23 protein-coding genes are annotated in these 25306 nt (G+C 50.1%); 14 read left to right on the top strand and 9 right to left on the bottom strand.

The window, feature by feature from the left end; genetic code table 11:
• The first annotated feature begins 303 nt into the window (after positions 1 to 303).
• Positions 304 to 1266, top strand: coding sequence for a vitamin K epoxide reductase family protein (locus ACYQ8U_RS17720; protein WP_459946894.1), 963 nt, complete (start codon positions 304 to 306; stop codon positions 1264 to 1266).
• A gap of 15 nt (positions 1267 to 1281) precedes the next feature.
• On the opposite strand, the gene ACYQ8U_RS17715 is transcribed toward ACYQ8U_RS17720, so the two are convergent.
• Positions 1282 to 1566, bottom strand: coding sequence for a hypothetical protein (locus ACYQ8U_RS17715; protein WP_459946893.1), 285 nt, complete (start codon positions 1564 to 1566; stop codon positions 1282 to 1284).
• 207 nt (positions 1567 to 1773) lie between these two features.
• On the opposite strand from ACYQ8U_RS17715, the gene ACYQ8U_RS17710 reads away from it, so the two are divergent.
• A complete protein-coding gene (locus ACYQ8U_RS17710) occupies positions 1774 to 2277 on the top strand; it encodes a glycine cleavage system transcriptional repressor (protein WP_459946892.1) in 504 nt (167 codons plus the stop codon).
• Positions 2278 to 2351: 74 nt separating this feature from the next.
• Here the strand turns inward: ACYQ8U_RS17710 and ACYQ8U_RS17705 are convergent, their stop codons facing one another.
• The 3 genes from ACYQ8U_RS17705 to ACYQ8U_RS17695 all read right to left on the bottom strand — a co-directional run bounded on the left by ACYQ8U_RS17705 (position 2352) and on the right by ACYQ8U_RS17695 (position 4902).
• Positions 2352 to 3752 (bottom strand): aspartate kinase, encoded by a 1401-nt coding sequence (locus ACYQ8U_RS17705; RefSeq protein WP_459946891.1) that lies wholly within the window; start codon positions 3750 to 3752, stop codon positions 2352 to 2354.
• A 274-nt stretch (positions 3753 to 4026) separates the two neighbouring features.
• A complete protein-coding gene (locus ACYQ8U_RS17700; RefSeq protein ID WP_459946890.1) occupies positions 4027 to 4653 on the bottom strand; it encodes a response regulator in 627 nt (208 codons plus the stop codon).
• Between the two features lie 24 nt (positions 4654 to 4677).
• Positions 4678 to 4902, bottom strand: a complete 225-nt coding sequence (locus ACYQ8U_RS17695; RefSeq protein ID WP_459946889.1) for a hypothetical protein — start codon at positions 4900 to 4902, stop codon at positions 4678 to 4680.
• A 27-nt stretch (positions 4903 to 4929) separates the two neighbouring features.
• On the opposite strand from ACYQ8U_RS17695, the gene ACYQ8U_RS17690 reads away from it, so the two are divergent.
• Positions 4930 to 5922: a potassium channel family protein gene (locus ACYQ8U_RS17690; RefSeq protein WP_459946888.1), complete on the top strand. Its 993-nt coding sequence runs from the start codon at positions 4930 to 4932 to the stop codon at positions 5920 to 5922.
• Between the two features lie 24 nt (positions 5923 to 5946).
• Here ACYQ8U_RS17690 and ACYQ8U_RS17685 read toward each other — a convergent pair whose 3' ends face one another.
• Positions 5947 to 6795 carry a hypothetical protein gene (locus ACYQ8U_RS17685; protein ID WP_459946887.1) on the bottom strand — a complete coding sequence of 283 codons (849 nt, stop codon included), beginning with the start codon at positions 6793 to 6795 and terminating at the stop codon, positions 5947 to 5949.
• A gap of 269 nt (positions 6796 to 7064) precedes the next feature.
• Here ACYQ8U_RS17685 and ACYQ8U_RS17680 point away from each other — a divergent pair, with 269 nt between their 5' ends.
• Complete coding sequence (locus ACYQ8U_RS17680) at positions 7065 to 8261, top strand: amino acid aminotransferase (RefSeq protein ID WP_459946886.1); 1197 nt, start codon at positions 7065 to 7067, stop codon at positions 8259 to 8261.
• Between the two features lie 100 nt (positions 8262 to 8361).
• Here ACYQ8U_RS17680 and hypD read toward each other — a convergent pair whose 3' ends face one another.
• Both hypD and ACYQ8U_RS17670 read right to left on the bottom strand, forming a co-directional pair.
• Positions 8362 to 10722, bottom strand: coding sequence for a trans-4-hydroxy-L-proline dehydratase (gene hypD, locus ACYQ8U_RS17675; RefSeq protein ID WP_459946885.1), 2361 nt, complete (start codon positions 10720 to 10722; stop codon positions 8362 to 8364).
• Position 10723: 1 nt separating this feature from the next.
• Positions 10724 to 11635, bottom strand: coding sequence for a glycyl-radical enzyme activating protein (locus ACYQ8U_RS17670; RefSeq protein ID WP_459946884.1), 912 nt, complete (start codon positions 11633 to 11635; stop codon positions 10724 to 10726).
• Positions 11636 to 11946: 311 nt separating this feature from the next.
• Here ACYQ8U_RS17670 and ACYQ8U_RS17665 point away from each other — a divergent pair, with 311 nt between their 5' ends.
• Both ACYQ8U_RS17665 and ACYQ8U_RS17660 read left to right on the top strand, forming a co-directional pair.
• Positions 11947 to 12522: a flavodoxin family protein gene (locus tag ACYQ8U_RS17665; RefSeq protein WP_459946883.1), complete on the top strand. Its 576-nt coding sequence runs from the start codon at positions 11947 to 11949 to the stop codon at positions 12520 to 12522.
• Positions 12523 to 12593: 71 nt separating this feature from the next.
• Positions 12594 to 13133 (top strand): acyloxyacyl hydrolase, encoded by a 540-nt coding sequence (locus ACYQ8U_RS17660; RefSeq protein ID WP_459946882.1) that lies wholly within the window; start codon positions 12594 to 12596, stop codon positions 13131 to 13133.
• 5 nt (positions 13134 to 13138) lie between these two features.
• Here the strand turns inward: ACYQ8U_RS17660 and ACYQ8U_RS17655 are convergent, their stop codons facing one another.
• The gene (locus ACYQ8U_RS17655; protein ID WP_459946881.1) at positions 13139 to 14317 is read right to left on the bottom strand and encodes an iron-containing alcohol dehydrogenase; all 1179 of its coding nucleotides are present in this window, start codon (positions 14315 to 14317) and stop codon (positions 13139 to 13141) included.
• A 247-nt stretch (positions 14318 to 14564) separates the two neighbouring features.
• On the opposite strand from ACYQ8U_RS17655, the gene corA reads away from it, so the two are divergent.
• From corA to ACYQ8U_RS17640, 3 genes are all read left to right on the top strand, one after another.
• On the top strand, positions 14565 to 15650 hold the full coding sequence (gene corA / locus ACYQ8U_RS17650; RefSeq protein WP_459946880.1) for a magnesium/cobalt transporter CorA: 1086 nt from the start codon (positions 14565 to 14567) through the stop codon (positions 15648 to 15650).
• A 244-nt stretch (positions 15651 to 15894) separates the two neighbouring features.
• Positions 15895 to 16374 carry a flavodoxin family protein gene (locus ACYQ8U_RS17645; protein ID WP_459946879.1) on the top strand — a complete coding sequence of 160 codons (480 nt, stop codon included), beginning with the start codon at positions 15895 to 15897 and terminating at the stop codon, positions 16372 to 16374.
• A 42-nt stretch (positions 16375 to 16416) separates the two neighbouring features.
• A complete protein-coding gene (locus ACYQ8U_RS17640; RefSeq protein WP_459946878.1) occupies positions 16417 to 17067 on the top strand; it encodes a DUF1638 domain-containing protein in 651 nt (216 codons plus the stop codon).
• Here the strand turns inward: ACYQ8U_RS17640 and ACYQ8U_RS17635 are convergent.
• The gene (locus tag ACYQ8U_RS17635) at positions 17064 to 18485 is read right to left on the bottom strand and encodes a sigma-54 interaction domain-containing protein (protein ID WP_459946909.1); all 1422 of its coding nucleotides are present in this window, start codon (positions 18483 to 18485) and stop codon (positions 17064 to 17066) included. The genes ACYQ8U_RS17640 and ACYQ8U_RS17635 overlap by 4 nt on opposite strands.
• A 278-nt stretch (positions 18486 to 18763) precedes the next feature.
• On the opposite strand from ACYQ8U_RS17635, the gene ACYQ8U_RS17630 reads away from it, so the two are divergent.
• The 5 genes from ACYQ8U_RS17630 (at position 18764) to ACYQ8U_RS17610 (ending at position 25082) form a co-directional block, all read left to right on the top strand.
• The gene (locus tag ACYQ8U_RS17630; protein ID WP_459946877.1) at positions 18764 to 21328 is read left to right on the top strand and encodes an ATP-binding cassette domain-containing protein; all 2565 of its coding nucleotides are present in this window, start codon (positions 18764 to 18766) and stop codon (positions 21326 to 21328) included.
• Between the two features lie 346 nt (positions 21329 to 21674).
• Entirely contained in the window at positions 21675 to 23033 is a 1359-nt protein-coding gene (locus tag ACYQ8U_RS17625) for an FAD-dependent oxidoreductase (RefSeq protein WP_459946876.1), read from the top strand.
• Between the two features lie 43 nt (positions 23034 to 23076).
• Positions 23077 to 23442, top strand: a complete 366-nt coding sequence (locus ACYQ8U_RS17620) for a thioredoxin family protein (protein WP_459946875.1) — start codon at positions 23077 to 23079, stop codon at positions 23440 to 23442.
• 281 nt (positions 23443 to 23723) lie between these two features.
• On the top strand, positions 23724 to 23858 hold the full coding sequence (locus tag ACYQ8U_RS17615; RefSeq protein WP_457576904.1) for a hypothetical protein: 135 nt from the start codon (positions 23724 to 23726) through the stop codon (positions 23856 to 23858).
• A 12-nt stretch (positions 23859 to 23870) separates the two neighbouring features.
• The gene (locus tag ACYQ8U_RS17610; RefSeq protein WP_459946874.1) at positions 23871 to 25082 is read left to right on the top strand and encodes an FAD-dependent oxidoreductase; all 1212 of its coding nucleotides are present in this window, start codon (positions 23871 to 23873) and stop codon (positions 25080 to 25082) included.
• Positions 25083 to 25306: the final 224 nt, after the last annotated feature.

Genomic DNA, 25306 nt, shown 5'->3' with positions numbered 1-25306 from the left:
GGCTCGTTCTTTCAAAAAGTTATTTCAATACTGGACGGAAAAGGATAAGCTTCCGCCCATTGAAACGCAAATGGTGTGATAGAAAAACATCCCTGCAGCTAAAAAATGCTGCCTGTTGTCATCTGGTGCATGGTTTTCATCATTGCAGTTCCTGGAAAATTTACTTAAATGTACCTTCCAAAAAGAAGTGGCAGTGGCAATATTAAACAGGCACGTGCATGTTCTGCACTCCCAGGCGTTTGGCGAACGGCAAACTCCGGGCAATAGAGTGGTCAATACAATTTCAAAAGATAAATATTCCCCATGATACGAGCAATTATAGCATTTCTGGCCAGCGTTTTAACGGCGGCACAGGCCTTTTTCATTTACACCGGCGGGAAGACCATATGTTTCAGCAATGGTTGTGCGATTGTCGATAGTCTGACCAATGTTTCTCCGCTGTATTTCAATATAGCCGGATTTTTGTTTTTCCAGGCTCTTTTCTGGAGCCTGCTGTGGGGACGTGACGGTTCGGAGCACTGGCATAAATTTGCCAGGCTGCTCCTGTTGGCTGGTCTCTGTGCCGAGGCGGTACTGGTTTTCTTTCAATATTCCATCGTCACGGTTTTTTGTTCGTACTGCATGCTCATCTTTGCCTGCATTGTTCTGTTGAACGTACTGAGCGGTCCGCGGCAGATATTCCGCGGGACAGTGCTTTTTTCGGCGGTGATGGTCGCCTGTTTCAGCCTGCAGTTCGGGCGGGCGGCAGGCTCAGGTGGATCACTGGATGAGGGAAGCATGGCGATGGTGGCGGGAGAAAAGCAGGAGGTCAAGCTCTACCTCTTTTTTTCTTCGACCTGTGTCCACTGCGAAAAAGTTATTCAGGCACTCCAGGAAGGGAACAATTGCACGGTACATTTTAATCCGATTGAGCGAATTGAAAACTTTGCTTTCCCTGGGAGCCGGTTTTCTGCGGAATATCAGCCCGAAATTAATATCTCTTTTTTGAACAGGCTGTCGATGAAAGAGATTCCGGTGCTTGTGGCCTTGGAACAGCAGAATACCGTGGTTCTGCGGGGAGAGCAGCGAATTCGGCACTATCTGGACGAAACCTGCCGGGAAACAAAGGCGGTTGATTACAGCGGAACCAGCAGTGCGGCGCCGAATGCGTCTGCAAATATACCTGGAATGACACTCCCTGGATTGGAAAATCAGGACAAGGATGCCTGCCCCGTGGACACCGAGTGTGCCCCTTTGCCGCCCGGAGAGGCTGTGGAAAAGGAGTAGCTGGATGTTTCCTGGCTATCGCAACAGGTCGGCGAGTTCTTCCTTGGTCAGCATTGATCTTGGCGTGGGGTTGCGTCGGTCGGCGACAACGCGTTGATCACTATTTTTTCGCCGGTCAACGCCCAGCCTGGCTTTTATAAGAGATCGTAGCCAGCCGTAAAAGCTGCGATTGATTTTGGTGGCACTGTCTCTGCTGTCGTACCGTCGTTCTCGAGCCGAACGCCGTTCGGTATGTCTCCGGCAACTATTTGGTTTTCGACGTTCAGTCCCATCCCAATTACTATACACTGGAGGATTCATAGTTTTTTGTTGACGTGCTGTATCGCTGAAGTTTTTTTGATGAATAAGCTGGAGCTGCTATCCAGTAATACAAAAATCACTATATACCGTAATAAAATTGATGCAAGTTCGAACCGCGCGATGGGGAGTCAGGCGGATCTTTTTCGCGGCGGAGAAAATCTTGATCGACAAATATGTATCGTTTTGCCATACAGGAAAAGAACAGGTATGAAGACCAATTTTATCAGCACTGTTTACGGCTCGGATATTCCGGGGATAATCAAGGCATTGGCACAAACTACCCGCAGTCAGGGCGGAGAATGGTTGACCAGCAAGGTTATTAAGCTGGGTGGACAGTTTACCGCTATTATGAGTGTGGTTGTCGAGGAAGAGCGTGAGTGGAGCCTGAAGTCGACCCTGGAGCAGACCTATCCCAGTCTTACTTTTGTCTATGCCGCAGCCAGAATAACGAATCAGGAAAAGACGAAAAGAATACATCTGGTTGTTGACTGCATCGACAGACCCGGCTTGACGGCAGATTTAAGCAATATCCTGGCCAATCTGGATATCACCGTGGAAAACATGGAATGTAAACGTTTTACCATGGATGGGATAAATGAAACCGTTTTTTCAGCACAGCTGACCCTGGCGGTTCCGAAAGCGGCGGAAAGTGAGATTCTCGCCGGAGAAATTGAGGCCCTCTCGGAAGATGTCCGGGTGAATGTGCTCTGACGCCTGGTCTCACTGGCAATAATATTTACTACTGCCCACCCCAAACGACAAGTTGGTCGTGCCTTGGCGAACGTTTACTCATTATCATCTGTTTCACATAATGCATGATGCAGGGCCTTTTGCGCCTGGACAAAATGCTCCCGGTTTATGGTGAACTGCATGTTGGTCTGCCTTGAAGTCTGCGATACCGTCAAGATGTTGATGGCCGAGGTCGCCAGTGCCTTGGTGGCCTTGGCCAGAATTCCTGGTTTGGCGATATTCGAGCCTATGGCACAGACAATGGCCACATTCTGGGTGACAACGTTTTCAAAATGTTCGCGCATATCCGTCAGTAACTCGGCAGTGCAGTCTTTTTCATAGATGATAACATCAATGGTATTCGCGTTGGTCGCCTTGTTGATATAGCTGATTCGATGATTGAGAAGGATCTTCATGATCTGCATATCAAAGCCTACTTCCCCGACCATGCGGGTATCGTGGACTTCAACACAGGTAACCGCGTTTGAACCGGTAATGACTTCTGTTTTCGATTGGGGACAGATATACTCCTTGGTGATCAGGGTCCCGCTGTGGCTTGGATCGAAGGCATTTTTTATGCGGATGGCAATGCCGGCGGTCTCCAGCGGTTTTGAGGCCTTGGGGTGAATTGCCTCCATGCCGACATCGGCGAGCTGATCGGCGACATCGAAATTGGTATTGCAAATCGGATGGACTTTATCTTCCCCGATGATCATCGGGTCTCCTGAGCAGAGATGGTATTCTTTATGAATAACCGCCTCGGCCGCGCCGAGCAGAACAGCTATTTTGGAAAAAGTAACCTCGGAATAGCCGCGATCGAATTCCCGCATGATTCCTTCGCTGCCTTTGGTGTATCCGGTGGCAACACAGATGGTTTTTGACGGATCAAGTTCTTTGAAGTTGTCTCGAATGCGTTGATCGATGGTCCGTTCATGCTTGTCCTGCCAGCCGCTCAGGTCGACAAAAGTAGCATTGTAGCCAAGATTTTGCAGGATATTCGTACTGTTAAAGGCACTGTGCATTTCCCCGATGGAAGAAAGAAGTTCTCGCGCTGCCAGCAGCATTTCGATGCGATTGACGTATCCTGAGGACAGCACATTCTCCATACTCTTGAGGATATTGACGGCGAAAGCGATACGCTCGCAGACAAAGCTGTCGGCTGTTTTGACATCCAGTCCGATTGCTGCAAAGCTATGATTCAGCGCACAGAGCTTTTCTTTCAGTTTGAGCATGGCCGGTTCATAGTCTTCATTCTCGGAAAAGGCCTGGTATATACCGGGCTGACCGGTTTTTTTGTGCTCCAGAAGTTCATTGGTAATGCCTGAATAGGCGGAAACGACATAGATTCTGTTGTAAATGTCGTTTTTATCCCGCAGGATAACGTTGTCTAGAACTTCTCCAAAGCGAGACATGGTCGTTCCGCCGATTTTTTCTACACGAAGTTTTTTCATACTCATTACGTCTCACCAGTGAAAACCTGTACCACCAATACATCATGAATGATGTATTGGTGGTACAGGTAAAATAGTATGTGGTTAATGAAAAGAGCCCTCAAGGGATACTATAATGCATCCCGGCTTGTTTCCCGTTTACCGGGGGGAGGGGACAAATATTGCGGCTGTATCCTATCGTAAAGGTTTGGTCGCTGCAACTGATTTTCTTTCCCTGGAAATGACCTGGAGACAGGTTGCCGATGTGAAATGGTCGGGATGGAACAGGCATCGGCTGCAATCAATCACGCCCTTTGTCTGCCTGCTCGCTGTTTTCGGCATATTCGGGATAATATTTGATGATGCAGACTGGACAGATGGAGTGGGTGAACTGTGCATCGGAGTGTTGTTCTATATAGATTTCGAGCTTATTCCAGGCCGCATCATCGTTTCGAATACTGTGACAGTGCATGCATATGGGGATGATGCCCTGAAGGGTTTTCACATGCTCGAGGGCGCTCTCAAGTTCGGTAACTTTTGTATTGAGCAGGAGCTGTGTTTTTACCAACCGTTTTGCCACATTGAGCCGGGCCAGCAGTTCATTGTTGTCAAAAGGTTTGATTATATAGTCATCCGCGCCTGCCTGAAGGCCGGTGACAATATCTTCCTTGCTGTCCCGGCCGGTGAGGAGAATGGTATACAGTGGATTTTCCCGGTCAAGGAGCTTGATCCGTCTGCACAGCTCGGGACCGTCAAGGCCGGGCATCTCCCAGTCCAGCAGGGCGATTGGCGGGACATTTTTCCGCTGTAAAATCTCCCATGCGGCCAAGCCATTATCGACACTGATCACTTCAAACGACCATTTTTTTATAATAGACTCAAGAATCAATCTTGAGGTGACATCATCTTCGGCGACGAGAATTTCCATTCCTTGTTTCCTCTGTGTTGCTTCCTACTCCGGCTTTCTGCTGAGGGCTCCCTGAAACAGGTCGACCGTTGAGTTGCGAACAACATAGCACGAGTCGAGCATTTTATAAACCTTGCAAAAATTTTGCAGGGCAATTTTTTCAGGCATGTCTCTGACATTCGCCTCTTTTTCGCCGGTCTGGAAAGCCATGGCAGCCGGCTGTTTTTCATGGTAAATACCGCTGGTACGATACAAGATCCCGAAAGACATCTGTCGCTGCCTCCTGACTGCCCGGATATGGACTACTCAAAACTGAAACTCTCTCTTTTTCTCCTCCTTGTTACCATTGGCTTTGGTACCAGCGGCTATGTCGTATTCGAAGATATGCTGCCTTTCGAGGCCTTCTATATGACGCTTATCACTATTAGTACCGTCGGTTTTTCTGAAATCAAGCCTCTGTCCGATATCGGCAGAACCATCACCATTATCATTATAATTCTCGGCATCAGCCTTTTAACCTATACCCTGGGGCAGGTCGCACGCATATTTGTTGAAGGTGAGTTAAGAAAAGTTCTTGGGAGAAGAAAATTGGAAATGCAGATTTCGGCACTGAAAAATCACTACATTATCTGTGGCTATGGCAGGATAGGCTCTACCATTGTCAGGGAGTTGACTGCGGCAGGTATCCCCCTGGTGGTAATTGAGCAGGAGCCGGAGTCTATTGCCGTCCTTGAAGCCGAGCATACGCTCTACCTGAATATGGATGCCACTACCGACGAGGCCCTGGTGGCTGCTGGTCTCGACCGAGCTACCGGACTTGTGACAGCGGTCAGCTCCGATGCGGACAATGTTTTTATTGCCCTTTCCGCAAAAGGCCTGCGACCGGATATTTTTATTCTGGCCCGTGCTTCGGACGTGAAGAACGAAAGCAAATTACTTCGTGCCGGGGCCTCCAGGGTTGTCTGTCCGTATCAGATGGGTGGAAAGAGAATGGCGGAAATTCTGCATAAACCAACGGTCGTCGATTTCCTCGATCAGACAATGATGCACACCGAACTCGGCCTGCAGATGGAAGAGGCGGTTATTCCAGAGCATTCGCCGATAACCGGCAAAACCGTGGTCAGCAGTCATCTGCGGCAGGATTTTGGCGTGATCATTGTCGCCATCAAAAGAAAATCCGGGGAGATGGTGTTCAACCCCGGGCCTCATGAGATTTTTAATGCCGGTGACGTCATTGTCGTTATCGGTAAGAAAGCGGAAGTAAAGCGGATGGCCGCGGTTGTTTGTTGAACATGCAACCGGACAATCTCCCGGTTACCGTGGCGGGATGGTCGAGCGCTTGATCGGTTCGCAGCGTAAACCGGCATCGCGTAGATTGCGACACTGTTCAGCGGCGCCGATAAAGGTGTAAAAGGCACCGACATAGAGATGGTAGTCGCCATTTTGCGTACCCAGGATGTAGGGAATGACGCCTGCATTTTTCGTTTTGACATAGGTGCTCGCCAGCTCTGCCTTATCCTGATAGACCCCTATCCGTGCGGCATAATAGGTCGCTTTAATCGGTCTGTCGACCAGCTTGTTGAGATCCAGATATAGCTGTGCTTCCGGCATGGTGGCAAAGACGCCGGTGAACAGTCGATATTGTATGCCCTGTTCCCCTAGATGCACTTTAACCCAGTGCGGGGATAGACCGCGTTTTTCATAGTAGGGCATGGCCATCTCGGCGGTTGCCTGTTCAGTAAAGGTTTCCAGCAGAATAGAAAATGGATACTCGCCCTCCGGCAACCGCTCGACCTGCAGCTCGATCAGCGATGACGGCATTTGTGTCGCGGCAGAAGCGGTTGCCTGTCCCCGACCGGTTGTGGAGGCATCGATGGGTGCCGCGGCTGTGCGGTCCTCGAACGTCGCTTCCGATTGAGTCTCTGGTCGGCTTTGGCCAACGGACTCTGGCTGCGCCGGGATCACCGTCGCGTCGGCCGCAGGCGGTCCGGCTGCGTCGTCTTTGTCTGGCAGTTCATCTCTTCCTAAGAGGGACGGTTTAGCCGCATCACTGTGTGCAATGTCCGGTTGCTCTGACGCCAGGTACGGTTCGAGGTCGATTGTGGCGAGAAACACAAGTAAACCGCAGATCAGGAGAAAACCAACGGCGATAATTTTCTTCATTTGGTTTCGGTTTGTTATTGATGTCGTTGTGGGAGGAGATAAAGAAGAATTTTTACCACGTGTTGATCCGAAGAGCAAGCAGGCGATTGTCTCGCCCGACAAAGTCTGTCCTTCCTGCTCGCTTGTTGGTCAAAGCCTGAACCCTTTTCACCTGCTGCTCTGCAACAGTTTGTCGCCTCCTTCTCATTCCTGTTGACACAATTCAATAAAAGTTTGTATTTTCCACATTCCACGTATGATAAATCATTATCCCTTATGGAGGCATATAGATGTGGCAAGATATTCAGGCGGCTCCGGCAGACTCTATCCTTGGCTTGACCGAGGCGTTTAGAAACGATCCAAGTGTCCAGAAAGTCAATCTCGGCGTAGGTGTATATAAAGATGAGGCGGGCAAGACCCCTGTTTTGAAGTGTGTCAAGGCGGCGGAAAAAATCCTTCTCGAACAGGAGGCTACGAAAAGCTACCTGCCGATTTCCGGTGATCCGGTCTATGCGGCGGAAGTACAGAAACTGCTCTTTGGTAAATCGGCGGAGGTTGTCGCCAGCGGTCGGGCGGTCACCGCCCATGCACCGGGCGGGACCGGGGCGCTGCGGGTGGGCGGCGATCTGTTGAAGAAATTTTATCCGGATGCCAAGGTGTGGCTCAGCAATCCGACGTGGGCGAACCACAATGGTGTCTTCAAGACCGCCGGCTTTGAGCTGGCGGAATATGATTATTACAATCCGGCTAGCCGGGCCGTCGATTTTTCGGCCATGGTGGACAGCCTTGAAAACATTCCGGCCGACGACATTGTGCTGTTCCATGCCTGCTGTCATAACCCGAGCGGTGTCGATCTCACTCCGGCCCAGTGGAAAGAGGTGGCCGCCATCGGCAAGGACAAGGGCTGGATTCCTTTTCTCGATTTCGCCTATCAGGGATTTGGAGAAAGTGTCGAGGCGGATCGGCGCGGCATTGAGGAGTTTGCCGCGACCGGCATTGATTTTTTCGTCGCCAGCTCATTTTCCAAAAATTTTGGCCTGTACAATGAGCGTGTCGGTGCCTTGACCATAGTCAGCCCGACGGCACAGGAAGCGGCGGTGGCCATGAGTCACTTGAAAACGACTATCCGGGTTATTTATTCCAATCCGCCGGCCCATGGCGGTCTGGTCGTGGCGACTATCCTCAGTAACCCAAAGCTGCATGCACAGTGGCTGGGCGAGCTGGCCGGGATGCGCGACCGGATCAAGGCCATGCGTGTCGCTTTGGTCAAGGGGCTTACGGCACGAGGGGTGGAAGGCGATTTTTCCTCTATCGCCAATCAGCGCGGGATGTTTTCCTTCAGTGGCCTGTCCAGTGACATCGTGGCCTGGCTGCGCAGCAACAAGAGTATCTATGTGGTGGGCGGGGGAAGGATCAACCTGGCCGGGCTGACAAAGTCAAATATCGACTATGTCTGTGATGCCATTGCCGAAGGCTTACGACAATGATGGGACAATGATGGCGGCGTAAAACTGTTCATCTATGACCACAAAAAGTGCCGGTCGAGGTGTTTCTTCACCTCGACCGGCATTTTTTTTCGCCCTAAGCTTAGGCCAGTTCCTGCTCTGTCCTGCTGATAATCTCTTCCTGATGTTCCCTGTCGAGATCGACAAAGTAGTCACTGTAGCCGGCCACCCGGACCAGCAGGTTGCGGTATTCATCGGGGTGCAGCTGGGCTGAACGCAGGGTCTTGCTGTCGATGACATTGAACTGGATATGGTGACCACCCAGGGTGAAGTAGGTGCGGATCAGGCCGCCCAGTTTGTCCAGGTCCTGCTCGCTTGCCAGCACGCTTGGCAGAAAGCGCTGATTCAAGAGGGTGCCGCCGGATTTCAGTTGGTCCATCTTACTGAGTGATTTAATCACCGCCGTCGGGCCATTGCGGTCGGCACCATGGGACGGCGATGTACCGTCGGACTCCGGCAGGTGGCTAAACCTGCCGTTGGCAGAGGCGCCGAGCATCTTGCCGAAATAGACATGGCAGGTGGTCGAGAGCATGTTCAGGTGATAGACGGTGCCTTTGGTATTGGCTTTCCCGTCGATACTGTCAAAGAGCGAGTCGTAGACGCGTTTCATGATAGCGTCGGCCCGGTCATCATCGTTGCCGTAGAAGGGCGTTTTGTTCCACAATTTCAGGCGCAGCGCCTCTTCCCCGGCAAAATTATTCTGCAGAGCGGCGAGCAGCCTGTCCATGGAGACCGAGCCATTGTCAAAAACATGGGTTTTGATTGCCGACAGACTGTCGGTGACCGTGCCAATGCCGCAGCACTGGATATAATTGGTGTTGTAGCGTGGCCCGCCGTCATAATAGTCTTTGCCCTTTTCAATGCAGTCATGAATGACCACCGACAAAAAGGGCGCCGGTGAGTACTTGGCGTACATCCGCTCAATGTAGTTGTTGACCCGTATCTTCAGGTTGACGACATGCTCAAGCTGTCTGGTGAAGGCAGCATAGAGCTGTTCGTAGCTGGTAAAGGCTGCTGCATCACCGGTGGCAATCGAGACCTGTTTACCGGTCAACTGATCAACGCCGTTGTTGAGGGCGATTTCTAATATTTTCGGCACATTGAGGTAGCCAGTAAGGATATAGGCCTCCTTGCCGAAGGCGCCGGTTTCAATACAGCCGCTGGTGCCGCCTTCCCGAGCATCTTCGACACTCTTGCCGACACGGACCTGCTCCATGACCACCATGTCGGTATTGAAAACGGAGGGATAGCCATAGCCTTTGCGAATGACCCTGGTCGCCGCCTTTAAAAATCGATCCGGGGTTTTGTTGCTGATATGGACACTGGGCTGGGGTTGCAGCAGGTGGAGCTCATCGGAAACCTCCAGGCAGAGAAAGGATACCTCGTTGCTGGCATCGCCCCCGGCACCATTCAGTCCGCCAAGATTAATCTGGGTGAAATCGTTATAGGTGCCGCTCTCCTTGGCGGTGACGCCGACCTTGGGCGGGGCGGTGTGGTTGTTGACCTTTATCCACAGGCAGCTGATCAGCTCCTTGGCCGCATCGCGGTCCAGCAGGCCATCGGCCAGGTCCTGTTCATAAAAGGGCTGGAGGTGCTGGTCGAGATGGCCGGGGGTCATGGCATCCCAGCCGTTCAGCTCGGTAATGATACCCAGATGGACAAACCAGTACATCTGCAGGGCTTCATGGAAGGTTCTCGGCTTGTGGGCCGGGACCTGGCGACAGATTTGGGCAATTTTCCGCAGTTCCGCCCGTCGCGCCGGATCTTCCGTTTCTGCCGCCATGCTTTCGGCGAGGTCGGCATGGCGATGGGCAAAAATGATCGCCGCGTCGCAGGAGATGTCCATGGCCGTGAGCTGCTCGGCCTTGTCGGAGGCCTCCGGGTCGTTCTGATAATCCAGGCGGCCGATCCTTTCGGCTATGCGCTGTTTGAAGTCAACCATACCCATGGTGTAGATGGTGCCGTCCAGGGCGGTATGGCCCGGTGCCCGCTGTTCCATGAATTCGGTGAACAGGCCTGCCTCATAGGCCATGCGCCAGTCCTCGGGGATGTTGCTGAAGATGCGGTCACGCATGGACCGTCCCTGCCAGTAGGGGATGACCTCTTCTTCGTAGCGGCGGATATCCTCCGCGTCGACCCGATAGCTGGTCATGGCCCGATCGTTTAAAATCCGCAGATCGTCGGTGCTGTGGCAGGTCAGCTCGGGAAAGGTCGGCACTACTTTTGGCCCCGGGCCCCGCTCGCCGACGAGCAGCTCGCCATCGCCGATATACAGGCTCTTGTGGGTGCACAGATGCTTGAAACAGAGGGCGCGCAAAACGGGCAGAGAGTATTTGCCGCTGTTCTCTTTATAAAATTCGGTTTCCAGCAGTGCCCGTTCGATGGAAATGGATGGTTTTGTCAGAAAACTTTCCTCGCGCAGTCGTGCTATCCGTTGCTTCATGTTATCCTCCAATCTGGACATCTTCGATGTATTCCTTAAGAATTTTTGCTACTTCGGTTATATGTTGCCTGGAAGGAGTGGTAAACGTATGTCCCTTATATTCCAGGCCAAGTTTTTTGTATTTGGCGGTTGCCGAAGGGTGATAGGGGAGCACATCGATGCCCTGGACACCAGTGCACCCGGCAACAAAGATCCCCGTTGCCCGGATATTTTCTTCATCATCATTGATGCCTGGAATAAGCGGCAGACGTACTCGTATCGGTACGCCGCTTTTCGCCAGTGTCTGCAGATTATGTACAATCAGGTCGTTGGCAACGCCGGTATACTGCTGGTGTTGCCTGGAGTCCATGTGCTTGAGATCAATAAGAAACAGCTCAGTATGTTCGGCAACATGCAGCAGGGTCTTGGTCGGTGCAAAAGCGCTGGTGTCGACGGTCCGGTGGATACCCAGTGCGCCGCAGCCCTGCAGCAGAGCGAGGAGGGCATTTGGCTGTGCCAGCGGCTCGCCTCCCGAGATGGTCACGCCGCCGCCGGACTGGTCATAAAAAGGCAGATCCTTTTTGATTTCGTTTAGCAGCTGCTCGGTGGTCATTTCCCAGCCGGTCGGTTCGTGCACCAGGGCTGGACAGGTTTCAATACAGGTTCGGCAGAGTGTGCAGCGCTCGGTATTGCGATCAATACCATTGTTGGTGAGCTGCAGAGCCTTTTCCGGGCAATTGTCGACGCACTCGCCGCAGCCGACGCATTTCTCGCCAAGGGTGACAATTTTAATGTTGAAGTCGATCCCCTCGGGATTATGGCACCAATGGCAACTCAGCGGGCAGCCTTTGAAGAAAATGGTCGTCCTGATATTCGGCCCATCGTGCAGCGCATATCGCTTGATGGCAAAAATTGTTGTGTTTGTCATGTCCATAGGGTTTATTAACAATAAATCTCATTCCCATGCAATGGAAATGTCTGTCTCGGTAGGGCACCTGGCAAAATAAATGTTCCTCGCCCCAGACAACAGGGAGATTTCGAAGATTGCATACCATTAATGTATGCTATTTGCGGCGATTGTAAAGAAGAAAGAGAAGAGACCCTGCATATTGAGGCCGGCCGTATAAAGGCACTGACAGAAAGGACGGCGGAGAATATGGTTCTGTAAAATTTGCACTTGACAGTTGCGTAAAATCAAGCAAAGGTTGCGGAATCAAAAATGAATTTTATAAGGGAGAGTACACTATGAAAATGCTCGTTGTGTTGGGAAGTCCCCGCAAAGGCGGAAACGGTGAGACACTGGCCGGTAAAGTCGCCGAAGTGGTCGAGCAGGGCGGCGGCACGGTCGACCATATCCGCCTCAACGACTTGAGCATCCGGCCGTGTCAGGGATGCGGCGGCTGTGAAAAAAGCGGCAACTGTGTCATCAAGGACGATATGACGGCGATCTATCAGGCGGCAGATGCGGCAGATCGCATACTGCTGGTCAGTCCGGTCTATTTTTACGGGCTCTCGGCCCAATGTAAGATCTTCGGCGACAGAATGCAGGCCCGCTGGTCAAGAAAATATCTGCTGCGTGACAGATTTCGTCAGGGCGAAGGACGCAAGGGCTATCTGCTGTCCACCGCCGCGACGGTGGGACCAAAGATTTTCGACTGCAGCGTGTTGACGGCCAGGTATATCTATGACGCCATGGATGTCGAGTACGGTGGAGAGTTGCTGGTCAAAGGGGTCGACAAGCGAAAGGCCGTTCTCGAGGTTCCCGACGAAATGGTCCGGGCGGAGCAGTTCGGCAGGGATATTGTCGAGGGTCGCGTTTAAGCAGCTGTTGTTCGATACATGGTGGCAACCAAGCCAAAAAGTTAAAACGTTCTAAGAGGAAATAAATTCACATGATGCCTACAGCAAAAACCTTCTTTGTATCTGTTGTCTTCGTGGTCGTGGCTGCTTCCTCGTCATTTGCCGAGATGTCGTCCCAATTGGGTATAGGATATGGCATGGAATTTAAAGAAAATAAGGATCTGGAGCAATACGAAATATTCTGGCGGCAGCCACTCCCCTATAAGACAACCCTTGGTGACTCGTGGAATGTTGCAACCGACATAGAAGTGGCTGCGGCCCTGCTCAGGGAAGAGGGTTCCGACAATGATGAGACGGGCAGGTTTTCCGTGATGCCGCAGGTTATCTTCAGCCCGCATGCCATGGTCAATTTCTTCGTCGGCTTTGGCGCCGGCTTTATGGTAGGCGAGACGGAGTTTACCGACCAGAATCTCGGAGGAAGTTTTCTGTTCAATTCCAAGGTTGGCGCGCAGCTGGTATTAGGAGAACACTGGGGACTGGAATATGTCTTTTATCACCAATCCAATGCCGGCATCTATGACCATAACATTGGTCTCAATATGCACCACTTTGCCTTGTCGTATAAATTCTAAGTTGCTCACTCCCTGATTCTGCTGCGCAGTATGCTGGCCAGGTCTTCCCTGGCCAACGGGGTCGGATTGTATTTATTACCTGTTTTCGCTACGATATTTTCAATGTCGGCGCCAGTGACGCCATATGCACTGAGTGGTGCAATGGCCAGGTCGTCGGCGAGGCTTTTCAGCTCTTCAATGAAATAATCCTGGTACCAGGCCTCTGTCTTGTTCTGCTGGTCGCTAAAGAGACTGCCAAGCTGGGTGTACTTAGTCAGAGCCGGGAGGTTATCACCTTTTGTGCGCAGATTTTTCAGGGTCAGCGCGTTCACCGGAGCCATCAGGGTGCCGCAGACCAGCCCGTGCGGGATGGGGAAAAGGCCGCCAAGAGCCGAGGCAAAGCCGTGTACCGCGCCGAGGCCGCTATTGCACAAGACAATACCGGAGAGCAGGGCCGCATAGGCGAGGTCGCTTCTGGCCCGGAGATTGCCGCCATCGGCACAGACCAGACGCAATGATCGATGAATTGCCTTGAGGCCGTCGACAGCCAGGGCGTCGGTAAGAGGTGAGCTGTTGGTCGATAGATAGCCTTCTACCAGTTGACTAAAGCAGTCCATGCCGCAGGCAACGGTCAATTTTTCCGAACAGGACAGCGTTAACGTCGGGTCGACCAGGGCCAGGTCGGGAATGAAATTATCGTGGCGCAGGGAGCTTTTAAAGCCCTGGCTGCCGATGGAACTGATCACGGCATTACTGGTCGCTTCGCTGCCGGTGCCGGACGTTGTCGGAATGGCGACAAAGGGCAGTTTCCTGCCGCTGGGAATTGTCGTGCCGACACCTTCGAGAAACCTGATGACCACTCCTTTTTCCCTGAGCATAACCGAAATGGCCTTGCCGCCGTCAAGGGTCGAGCCGCCACCGACGGCGATGACCAGATCAATGTCTGCGTCGGCAAGGTCGGCAACTATTGCATCGATCATCTCCGGTGAAGGTTCCGAACCGATATGCACGGTGTGCACCGGCATCCCCAGCTTGGCAAATATCTTCTCGAGCACGACAGCGTGTCCGGCTGCTGCAAACGAGCGGCTACCGAGTACCAGCAGAGGCCGCGCGCCGAATCGACCAAGGATATGTTCAAGTTCGGTCAGTTTGCCTGGCCCGAAAATAATCTGTCGCGGAAGCTTGAGGGTAAAAGAGGAAAACATAATTTTTCCCTAAGGAGTGGAGCAAGGTGGATTGGGCTGGAGTGCCTGACGAAACCAAGCATCCAGCGGGGAAACAGTTGCTTGTCCGGGTTCATGTCAAGCGCAATATACCGCAGCAGTCGAGTAATGCGTTGTACTATTTATTTGCGTCGAGATTAACACAGCGGTTGTATATGAAGTAAGATTGCGACAAATATTTTGCAAATATATTACATCTGATTGTGCATCGAGTCAGGGGGAGAGAGACATGAAACGAAGTAGACGAGGCAAAGCCGGCGAGGTGTTCAGGCGGGCGAAGAAATCGGGGCTGCCGCCGGGAACAGCGGTTTTTGTCGGCGAGCAAAAACAGGAGATGATTGATATCAGCATCCTGCGTTACTCCAGGGAGCATATTGAGGAAATACATACAGCAAGTGTTGAAGATTGTATGCAACTGCCGAAAGGAATCGATATTACTTGGATTAACGTTAATGGTATCCATGACGTTAAGGTGGTTCAAGCTCTGGCTAATTTTTTCGGCCTGCATCCGCTCACCACCGAGGACATCTCTAATACCCATCAGCGGCCCAAGGTTGAAGTGTTTGACGAATACATTTTGTTTGTTTTGAAGATGTTGACCTACGACGAAGAAAAAAACACCATCGAAAATGAGAATGTCAGTCTCATCCTCGGCAAAAACTTTGTCATTTCGTTTCAAGAACGCAGCGGCGATGTGCTTGATCACTTGAGGCAGCGCGTTCGTTCGGGGAAGGGCAAGGTACGCAGTGCCGGCGCTGATTATCTGGCATACGCCATTATGGATGGGGTGGTAGATGGCTATTTCGTGGCCCTTGAAAAGCTGGGCGATCACATCGAGGCAATCGATGATGAGATTTTGACCGCACCCGATACGAGGCATATGAATGAACTGCATCGACTGAAACGCGAGATCGTCTTGCTCCGCAAGGTGATATGGCCCTTGCGGGAAAACGCTTCAACTATTGAAAAATCTGCTTCAGGGCTCATCGACGAATCAACGCGACCCTTTCTGCGCGATCTTTATGACCACACCATCCAGATCATCGACATGGTCGAGACCTATCGCGACATTATCGGCGGCATGCACGACACTTATCTATCAAGCGTCAGCAATCGCATGAACGAGGTTATGAAGGTGCTGACGATCATTGGGACTATTTTCATTCCTCTCACCTTTATCGCGGGTATCTATGGCATGAACTTTGAGTATATGCCTGAGCTGAAATGGACCTGGGGCTATTTCAGCCTTTTGGGGGTCATGGCCGCCATCGGACTTATCATGCTCGGCATTTTTAAAAGGCGGAAATGGCTTTAGATTACAGATTGTTTTTTTGCGAGGAATTAATGCAACAAAAAACGCTGGTAACGTTACTTTTTTTTGAGGAAGTAACGTTTTTCTTCTTCTGTCATTTGCCTGCGGATGATTTTCAACTCATTGAAACTAAAATATAATGTTGTTTTTTTCCTGCTATCGAATGTTTGGCATTGATCTTGTAATAGAGAGATGAATGGCAGCAGCATAATTGGTTTTAACCGAGCAGAAAAAGGAGAAAAACAACATGAAAATCTTGATAGTCTATTCATCCAAATCAGGTAACACAAAAAAACTTGCCGAAGCCGTCCATGCGCATCTTTCCGGTGAAAAAGTCATACAGGCCATTGAAGAAAACCCGGACAGTGCGGGATTTGACCTTGTTGTCGTCGGTTTCTGGCTGCAGGCCGGCAAGGTTGATCCCCTGGCAGGGAAGTATCTGGAAAACCTGCGTGGCGGCAAGCTGTTTCTCATGGCCACCCACGGTGCTGCCGTGCATTCCGAGCATGCCAAAAATGCCATGGCCGGTGCGGAAAAAATGGCCTCCTCCTGTCACATCCTGGGAACTTTTAACTGCCAGGGAGAAGTCAATGCGGACTTCCTGGTGAAAGCCCAGGCGAAGGAACCGCCGCCACCGTGGATCAAGGATGCCCCCTCTGCGATAGGACATCCCGACGATGCAGATATCGCCAGGCTGCTGAAAGAGATTGACAAGGTAACACCTTAACAGAGCATACCACTCAAGCACGACCCCCCTGAGGAGGGAAGAATGGCAACAACATTTTCCGATATCGCGATTGTCTCCTGTGGCACCATGCGGATGGAACTGCAATATCTGCAGAAGGAGGGGTTTCTTAATTCCCCGCAGATATACTATACCCTCCCGGGACTGCACCAGAACGTCCAGGAGTTGGAGCATCAGTTGGTCAAACAGATTCGCAAGGCCAAAGAGAACTACCGCAAAGTCATTGTCGTTTACGGTGGCAAATTCTGTTATGTGAACATCGATGATCCGATGCGACAAATGCAGCAGATCATCGAGGAACAGGGCGAAGGCGTGGTACGCATCCAGGCAACGCACTGTATGGATATGCTGGCAAGTGGTGCGGAGCTCGAGACAATTGCCCGGGAGATGGCCGGCGGGGAACCGGTCTGGTGGATGACCCCGGGGTGGGTGAAATATCGCGCCCAGGTTTTCGATGGCTGGGATCAGGGACGTGCCAATGAAAATTTTCCGAGACATACCGGTGGAGCCATAGTCCTGGACGGTATTGGCTTTCTTGACAGCTTTATGGCGGAAGACCCGGAAAAATTTCTCGAGTATGTCGACTGGATGGGTATAACGCTCACCGCCTATCCTGTTGCCCTTGATCGTTTCAAGGGCTTACTGGCAGAACAGGCGGAGGTGCTCAATTCTTAAAGAGGCTCACCCTGTAGTGGAATATCCCATTTCTTCATATATTTCCAGATGGCGGTACGGCTCACTCCGACCCGCCGTGCGACTTCCGCTTTATTCCAGGCACAGTCGGCCAGCAAGGCAAGTAGATTTTCCTTAGTCAAATTGTGCTGCTTCAGGTTCTGTTTTTGGCTTTGTTGCGGCTGGCTTTGTGTGATATTGCTCTTTGTTGCCGTGCGGCCCTTGCCTCTCTGTCGAATTTCAAAAGGCAGATCCTTCAGTTCGATTCTATCTGTTTTGCAGAGAACAAAGGCATGTTCGATGGCATTTTCCAGCTCTCGAACATTGCCGGGCCAGTCATGATCCATCAACGTGCGCATGACCTCTCGCGAGGTATCCATGACCTGTTTTCCGGTTTTTTTATTCATGATACGGACAAAATGACTGATCAGCAGGGGAATATCCTCTTTGTGCTGCCGCAGAGGCGGAATGGTTATCGGGAACACCTTCAGGCGGTAATAGAGATCTTCGCGAAAATTACCTTCGCTGACCAGCTTGTAAATATCCTGATGGGTGGCGGTGATGAGCCGGATATCAATCTTTCGTTTCCTGGACTCACCAACCCGCTCAATTTCCCGCTCCTGCAGCACCCGCAAGAGTTTGACCTGAATAAAGGAACTCAGCTCACCAATCTCATCGAGAAAAAGAGTGCCGCCGGCCGTCTCTTCAAATCTGCCGATTCTATCACGGACAGCTCCTGTGTAGGCGCCCCTGGCGTGGCCGAATAGTTCACTCTCCAGCAAAGATTCGGACAGGGCACTGCAATTGACTGTGATCAACGGTTTGTCCCTGCGCATGGAGTTAAAATGTATGGCCCCGGCGACCAGCTCTTTGCCCGTGCCGCTTTCGCCCTGAATAATAATGGTCGCATCGCTGTCGGCCGCGGCCTTGATTGCCGTAAAGACATCGCGCATGGCCTGGCTCTTGCCGATAATGTTATCGAGGCGGTGGATTTCACCCAGACGCAGAGCCGCCTGTTCTGCTCGCTGACGCGCCTGATTCAGTTCCGTCACATCCGTTACCGTTTCAACCACGCCAAGAATCACGCCATCCTCGTCTTTGACGACACTGGCATTTTTTATAACCGGGACATCATGACCATCTTTATGCCGTAACTGGCATTCTTTGACTTCAATACGCTCTTGGGTAAGAATCCGGCATTTCTCAATATTCGCCGGGCAGTTTTCCCCAAAACACCGACTGCAGTTGAGCAAATCACACCGCCTGCCCAGGGCTTCGTTGGCGGTATAGCCGCTGATTCGCTCCATGGATTGATTCCAGGAAGAGATATTCCCCTGACTATCCATGGTAAAGACCCCATCGGCCATGGATTCAATAATCCTGCTGAGGAAGCGTCTGTTCCAGATTTCATGTGTTTTCATTGACATGGTTTGAGTACTCCTCGGTTGTTATTCAGGTAACGTTACCACCGTTTCCTTTTGTATAGTCCAGCATGTGCGGGAAGATGTCAATATGTAAATTGTCTATACAGAGCAGGTAGTTGCAGAGGTTAAATTTTATGGCATGAAAGTTGATATTTACTCTTCCGGAAGGACGTGACTGGAGGGGCTCTGTTGGACTAATCATTTCGCGGGAAATGAGCGTCTCATTTTTGTAACGGTCCATAGCAGCACGTGCAAAATGCACGGAGATGTCAGTTATGTTTAATAAAAAAAATGTGCCGATCACTAAACGGCCGCTTCACTACTGGATTTTCAGCCGATACCATGGCTTGCAACTCCTTTTACTGGTTATTATTCTGATAAGCGTGTTTCTCAGGGTTGTTCCGCTGGAACTGCAGAAAAGAATTATTAATGACGCAATCAGTAAACGTGATGAGTATCTGCTCCTGTGGTATTGCGGTCTGTATATTGCTGCTGTCCTGCTGACCGGACTGAGCAAGTATCTGATCAATATGCTGCAGGTGATTATCGGCCAGAAGATTCTCATTGGTTTACGCACAGAACTCTATTTGTATGTTCTGCATTTGCCGCTGCAACGGTATCGAGGGTTACGAACAGGTTCAGCTATTTCTGCAATAACCGGGGAACTCAATGCCATCGGCGCCTTTCTCGGGCAGGCCCTGGCCGTCCCTCTTACCTCAATTTTCACCTATGTGGCCGTGTTCAGTTATATGTATTCATTGAGCCACATGCTCACCCTGATAACCATTGCCGTTTATCCCTTTGAACTCATTGTGATTCCTTTACTGCAGAAAAAGTTTAATGCCTGGAATCAGAAAAGAATCACCACGGTGAGAGAGATGAGCGATACCGTCAATGAGGCTATCAACGGAATCGTGGAAATCCAGAGTTATAACAGGTACCAATTTGAAAAGAGCCGGATCAGCCGATTGATAGACAAGCTCTACCGGATAACGATCACCCTCAATTTATACAAATTCGGCATTAAATTTTCCGGTAATTTTTTCCAGGCCCTCGGCCCTTTTCTGTTATTTCTCGTGGGCGGCCATTTGGCAATTAATGGTCAGTTCACCCTTGGCGCTCTGGTTGCGTTTCTTTCCGCACATGAGAAACTGTATGATCCGTGGCAGGAGCTGCGGCTTTTCTATCAAGAATACCAGAATGCTCACGTCGTTTATCAACAGATAACCAGACTTTTTGATAACCAGGAAGTACCGGCTCTTCCCGCCCCCCGCCCAATCCATACCAACCCGGCGTACCTTGAGCTTGCTCATATATATTACACTCTGCCCGGCCATATTACCCTCCTGCGCAATGTCAGCCTGACCATACATCGCGGACAGCATATAGCTCTGGTCGGTGCCTCAGGTTGCGGCAAATCGACTCTTGCCTTGTTGTTGGCCGGTTTGTACAGGAGCACGGAAGGGACTATCCATCTCGAGGGGCAGGATATGAACTGTTGTTCCGCCGAATTCATCAGTTCTCAAATCGCCATGATTCCACAGCGTCCGTTTATCTTTTCAGGAACTATCAGCGAAAATATTATGTACGGCCTGCCTGATTCAGCCTCGAATGCCGGCTCTTCCGGAGAAATTCGCCATAGATTGCGGCAAATTATTCATAATATCGGTTTGGAAAAGGATCTGGTCTGGCTTGGCATGAGTTCGATTCCTCCGGTAGACAAGGCCCATAAACTCAAAAAACATATTCTGAAGATGCGACAGATCGTTCATCAGGATCTCAAAAGTCAATTTGAGGAAGTCGTCGAGTTTTATGATCGGGATAAGTTTCTGTATTATGCCACGTTACGTGATAATCTGATCTTTGGCGAGTCCCTGAACGGCAGATATGTCATTGAAAAATTACCGACCAATCCTGACTTTATTACTTTGATGAAGCAGACAGATCTGCAACAGGAGCTGCTTGATCTTGGTCTGGCCCTGGCTCGTATTACTCTGGAAATGGTGCAGCAGACCGCTACTGACGAATCTTTCTTTACCAGTAATCCCATGGAGGAAGAAGAACTTGGCAAATATCAGGATATTATAAGCCGGCTTGACAGTGCGGTCATGTTGACCAGGGAAGAAAAAAATTATCTGATGATTCTTGCTCTGCGCTATATCCCGGCTAAACATGGGCTGGTTCGTCTGAAACCGGAACTGGAAAGAAAGATTCTTGCGGCGAGACACTATTTTCTCAACGAAATTCAGCATGTCGTCAATTATCTCTGTCGACATGACAACCTTGACCTTTTATGCAACAATCACGGTGTTTCTTTGGATGATAAACCCCATGATTTTAATACGTATTGTTATTCCGGATATTTGTATAAACACAATATTCGCACCAACATATTGCTGGGTTCGGTCAAGAAGACGTTTGAAGATATCCTGCGCATAAAAGACCTGGCTTGGGACACCTTCAAACGTGAAGGGCTCCTCGATGAAATTATTGACCTTGGCCTGGAATTTTTTGTCGGCAGTCAGGGGAGTCATCATTCCGGGGGGCAAAAACAAAAAATCGCCATCGCCCGCGCCCTGCTCACCGACACACCTATTATTATTATGGATGAAGCAACGGCAAGTCTGGATAACATCTCCCAGTCGATGATCCAGGATTTTATTTCGACGTCTTTTACGGAAAAGACCATTATTTCGATAATTCATCGTCTTGATTTAGCACAATTTTATGATCGTATAGTGGTAATGGACAATGGCGGCATACTTGAAAATGGATCATATGACGAACTTATGCAGTATAAAGGCGCTTTTTACCAGTTGTATCACAGTGACAATCCGTAATGCACTGAGTGTCCTATCCACTGTTTACTCTCGCATACCTAGCAGGCTGTTCGATCTCGTTTATGCCTTATGTTTTTCGGTCCGCACTGACAACTTTGCCGGGCGTACTCTTTTAAAACCGGTGTGCCGGCCTCCTGGTAACGGTTAACACTTTTTGGTAACGTTACCGGGTGACTCTTCAGCAAGGCGATCTTTTTTTTTACTTGATTATGTTATTGATAACATTAGATTATAAAATTAAAACTTTTAAAGGAGAGTTGTTGGCATAAATATTGGATTAGCAACTTGTGGGTGCCATACAGGCTGGTAAAGAAATTTTCAAGCTTATCCATTGCAGAGGGCAAAAATGAAAAATGTAGATGTATTAGTTATAGGTGGCAGTGCTGCCGGTATTGTTGCTGCGACCACTTCAAGAAATTTTTATCCGGACAAACAAGTTGTATTAATTCGAAAAGAAGAAAAAATGCTGGTTCCTTGCGGTATTCCTTATATGTTTGGCACGCTGGAGTCCAGTGATAAAAATGTCGTTCCGAATATGGTCGTGGAAGACTGCGGTATTGATCTGATTATTGACGAAGCTGTTTCTGTTCATCAGGAAAACAAGATCTGTACGCTGACTGATGGGACGGAAATAGGTTTTGCGAAACTCATTTTTGCGACGGGTTCATCTCCTGTTGAACCACAGTGGCTTGGTGGTATTGATCTGGAAAATGTTTTTTTTATTCCTAAAGAAAAAGAGTACCTGGATAAAGAAAGACTGGCATTTGGCGCATGCGACACGGTTGTCGTCATAGGTGGTGGCTTTATTGGCGTTGAGATGGCCGATGAACTGGTCAAAGCAGGGAAGGATGTGACGATTGTTGAACTCTTACCCCATGTGCTCAGCCTTGCTTTTGATGAAGAGTTGGCATCCAGAGCTGAAGACGCCCTGATCGCCCGTGGAGTCAAGATATGTTGCGGCAGGAAGGTTAAGAAAATTCTCGGGGAAGATAAGGTCACTGGCGTGATGCTCGACGATGGGCAGATTCTCGATACCGATGCGGTGATTTTGTCTGTAGGGTATCACCCCAACTCAAATCTAGCCGAAGAAGCCGGCCTGGCTGTCAATAAGATGGGCTTTATTAAAGTCGACGAATATATGCGCACGGAGAATCCTGATATTTTTGCCGTAGGTGATTGTGCTGAAAAGTTGAGCTTTGTGACACGTACGCCAAAGAGGACCATGCTTGCTTCGACAGCATGTGCTGAGGCTCGGATTGCCGGTATGAACCTTTTTAAATTATCCACAGTTCGTTCCTTTACCGGCACTATTTCTATATTTTGTACCGCGATCGGTACAGATGCATTTGGTGCTGCCGGGGTAACGGAAAATTTGGCGAAAGAAAGGGGCTTTGATGTTTTTACCGGCATGTTTGAAGGAATAGATTGTCATCCTGGTAGCTTACCTGACGCCCACAAACAAATTGTAAAGTTGATTGCCTCAAAGGATTCAGGAATTATTCTCGGCGGGGAGGTTTTTGGCGGCAAATCCGTTGGAGAGCTGACGAATCTGATAGGGTTTATTATCCAGAGCAGAATGACGGTAGATGGAATACTTACTTCTCAGATCGGCACGCATCCTCTGCTGACAGGACCACCGACAGCATATCCGCTTATCAAGGCAGCCGAGATGATTGCCATAAAACGAAATACTTGCTTAGCTTGAAAAAACTCCCGGTTTTCATGCCGTATTATGTATGTGGGCGAGTATGAAAGAACTGATAACCGTCTCAACTTCTCCGGAATTTGTGGGCATTACCCGACAGGATCTGAGCTTGATTGCTTTCGGCACACCCTGGTCATCCCCGTGCCGTCGTCAGTATCAGGTACTGGTGAATTTTATGCGGATATATAACGGTGAACTGGCAATTGCTCGGGTTGATGTCGAAAGACATCCGGAGATTGCCCGGAAATGTCATATCCAGACGGTGCCGACATTGATCGTCTACCGAAAAAGCAGGGAAGTCAAACGGGCTATCGGGCTGCAGTCTGTTCAAACCCTTACTGTATTACTCCAGGCGTCACTATCGAATGGCAACCTGGAAAGCCCGCCTTCTTTGAACCCTGAGCATTAAAAGGATATATAAACATGCCCACATGTGTCAACCATCCCGATCGTGAAACCAACTACGTGTGTTTGAAGCATAATGTCTACTTATGTGAAGAGTGTCTGGCATGCAGTGATGCAGAGTTCTTTTGTAAGTTTCGCCCTTCCTGTATCATCTGGTTTATGACGAAAAAGAGCGCCGGGATGGAGGCTACTGCAAAGAAAGTGCCGCAACGCTGATAACAGGTGCAGCTGTAAAAAGAGTGAGCATTTTGTTCACTATTACCCAAAGTACAAAAAGGAGAGACCATGAAAAAAGGCGAAAAACTGGTTATTGTTGGCTGCAGTGGTTCCGGCGGACCGGCGGCCATGATGTCGAAAAAACTCATGCCGGAGGTGGATGTCACTGTTATTCGCAAGGAAGAATTCTTTATCGTCAGGTGAGCTCTGCCCCATGTGATAGCCGGTCTGGCTACCAGTGCTTCAATTGTTGTTCCTGATAAGATGCTGCAGGGTATGGGCATCCGTGTTGTTAACGATGAAGTGGTTAAGATCGATGCAGTAAAGAAAACCGTTGTCTCATCCGGAGGTGAGGAATTCAAATACGACAAGCTGTATATGGCCACGGGGTCCAGTTCGTTTATTCCCCCCATCGAAGGCAATGATCTGGAAGGCGTCATGACCCTGCGGGGGCTCCCCGATGCAGAAAAGATTAAAGCCGCCGTGGCCGGTGATCAAAAGAAAAATATCATATTTATCGGGGCCGGATTTATCAGTATGGAAATCGCATCTCTGCTTGCGGAGACCAAGCCGGATGGTTTTAACATTTCTATCATTGAATTGATGGACCGACCGCTCCCTCTCATGCTTGATAAAGACATGTCCGACGCTGTTCGGACCTATCTCGAAGAGAAAGGTCTCCAAATTCAGACGGGAGAAAAAGTTGAAAAACTTATAGGCAAAGACGGCAAGGTGGTCGGTGTTCAGCTTTCATCGGGCAAGACCCTTGATGCGGATGTTGTTTTCATGAATGTCGGCGTTCGCCCGAATATTCAGTTGGCCAAGGAGATCGGCCTGGAGATGGGCCAGTTCGGCATTAAAGTGAACGCATTTCAGGAAACCTCCGATCCGGATATTCTTGCCGGTGGCGATTGTGTCGAAAAAATAAATTTCATCACTAAAAAACCTACCCCGGGACAGCTGCGCGGGCCGGCAGTCGTGCAGGGTCGGCTGGCCGCCAAACGGCTCGCCGGCTATGCCATCGAATTTCCCGGCGTCCTCGATGCCGGCGGCTGCAAAATGTTCGACATGACCATTACCGCAACCGGGCTGACGGAATCAAATGCAGCCAGGGAAGGTATTGAAACTGTCTGCGCCATGGTCGATTCAAGAAGTAAACACGGCATGATTCCGGGGATGAAACCATGGAAGCTGAAGCTGGTATTTGACAAAAATACCGAGAAACTGATCGGGGGCCAGATCGTCAGTCATGCCATCGCACCTGCGCGAGAAATCGATGCCGTTTCCGCATTTATCCTCGGCGGGAGAACAATTTCACAACTGACAACCTTTACCTCCGCCTGCAATCCGGATATATCTTCCGAGCCCAGCGCGGAACCTATCACCATTGCCGCCGAGCAGGCATTGCAGAAATTGAAAAAACAGTAAGTTAATACATTGTCATGTTTAGCCACTGTTCGGGACAGCCCAGCAAAAGAGCAATGAGAGGATTCTTTCATTGCTCTTTTTCGTCCTGAGTATGGCCTCGATATTGTTGCCTCGATCATGCTCTTTTCACGGTGCCCGTGCGTTGAAGAAATTGACACTCTTTTATCTTGACAGTGAAGACCTTTTATCGCTAACACTGCGTGCATGAGATGGGTATATGCTCA

The organism is Desulfocastanea catecholica, assembly GCF_054657295.1.
Note: the sequence above shows the minus strand (reverse complement) of the source record. Positions and strands in the feature narration are given on the sequence as shown.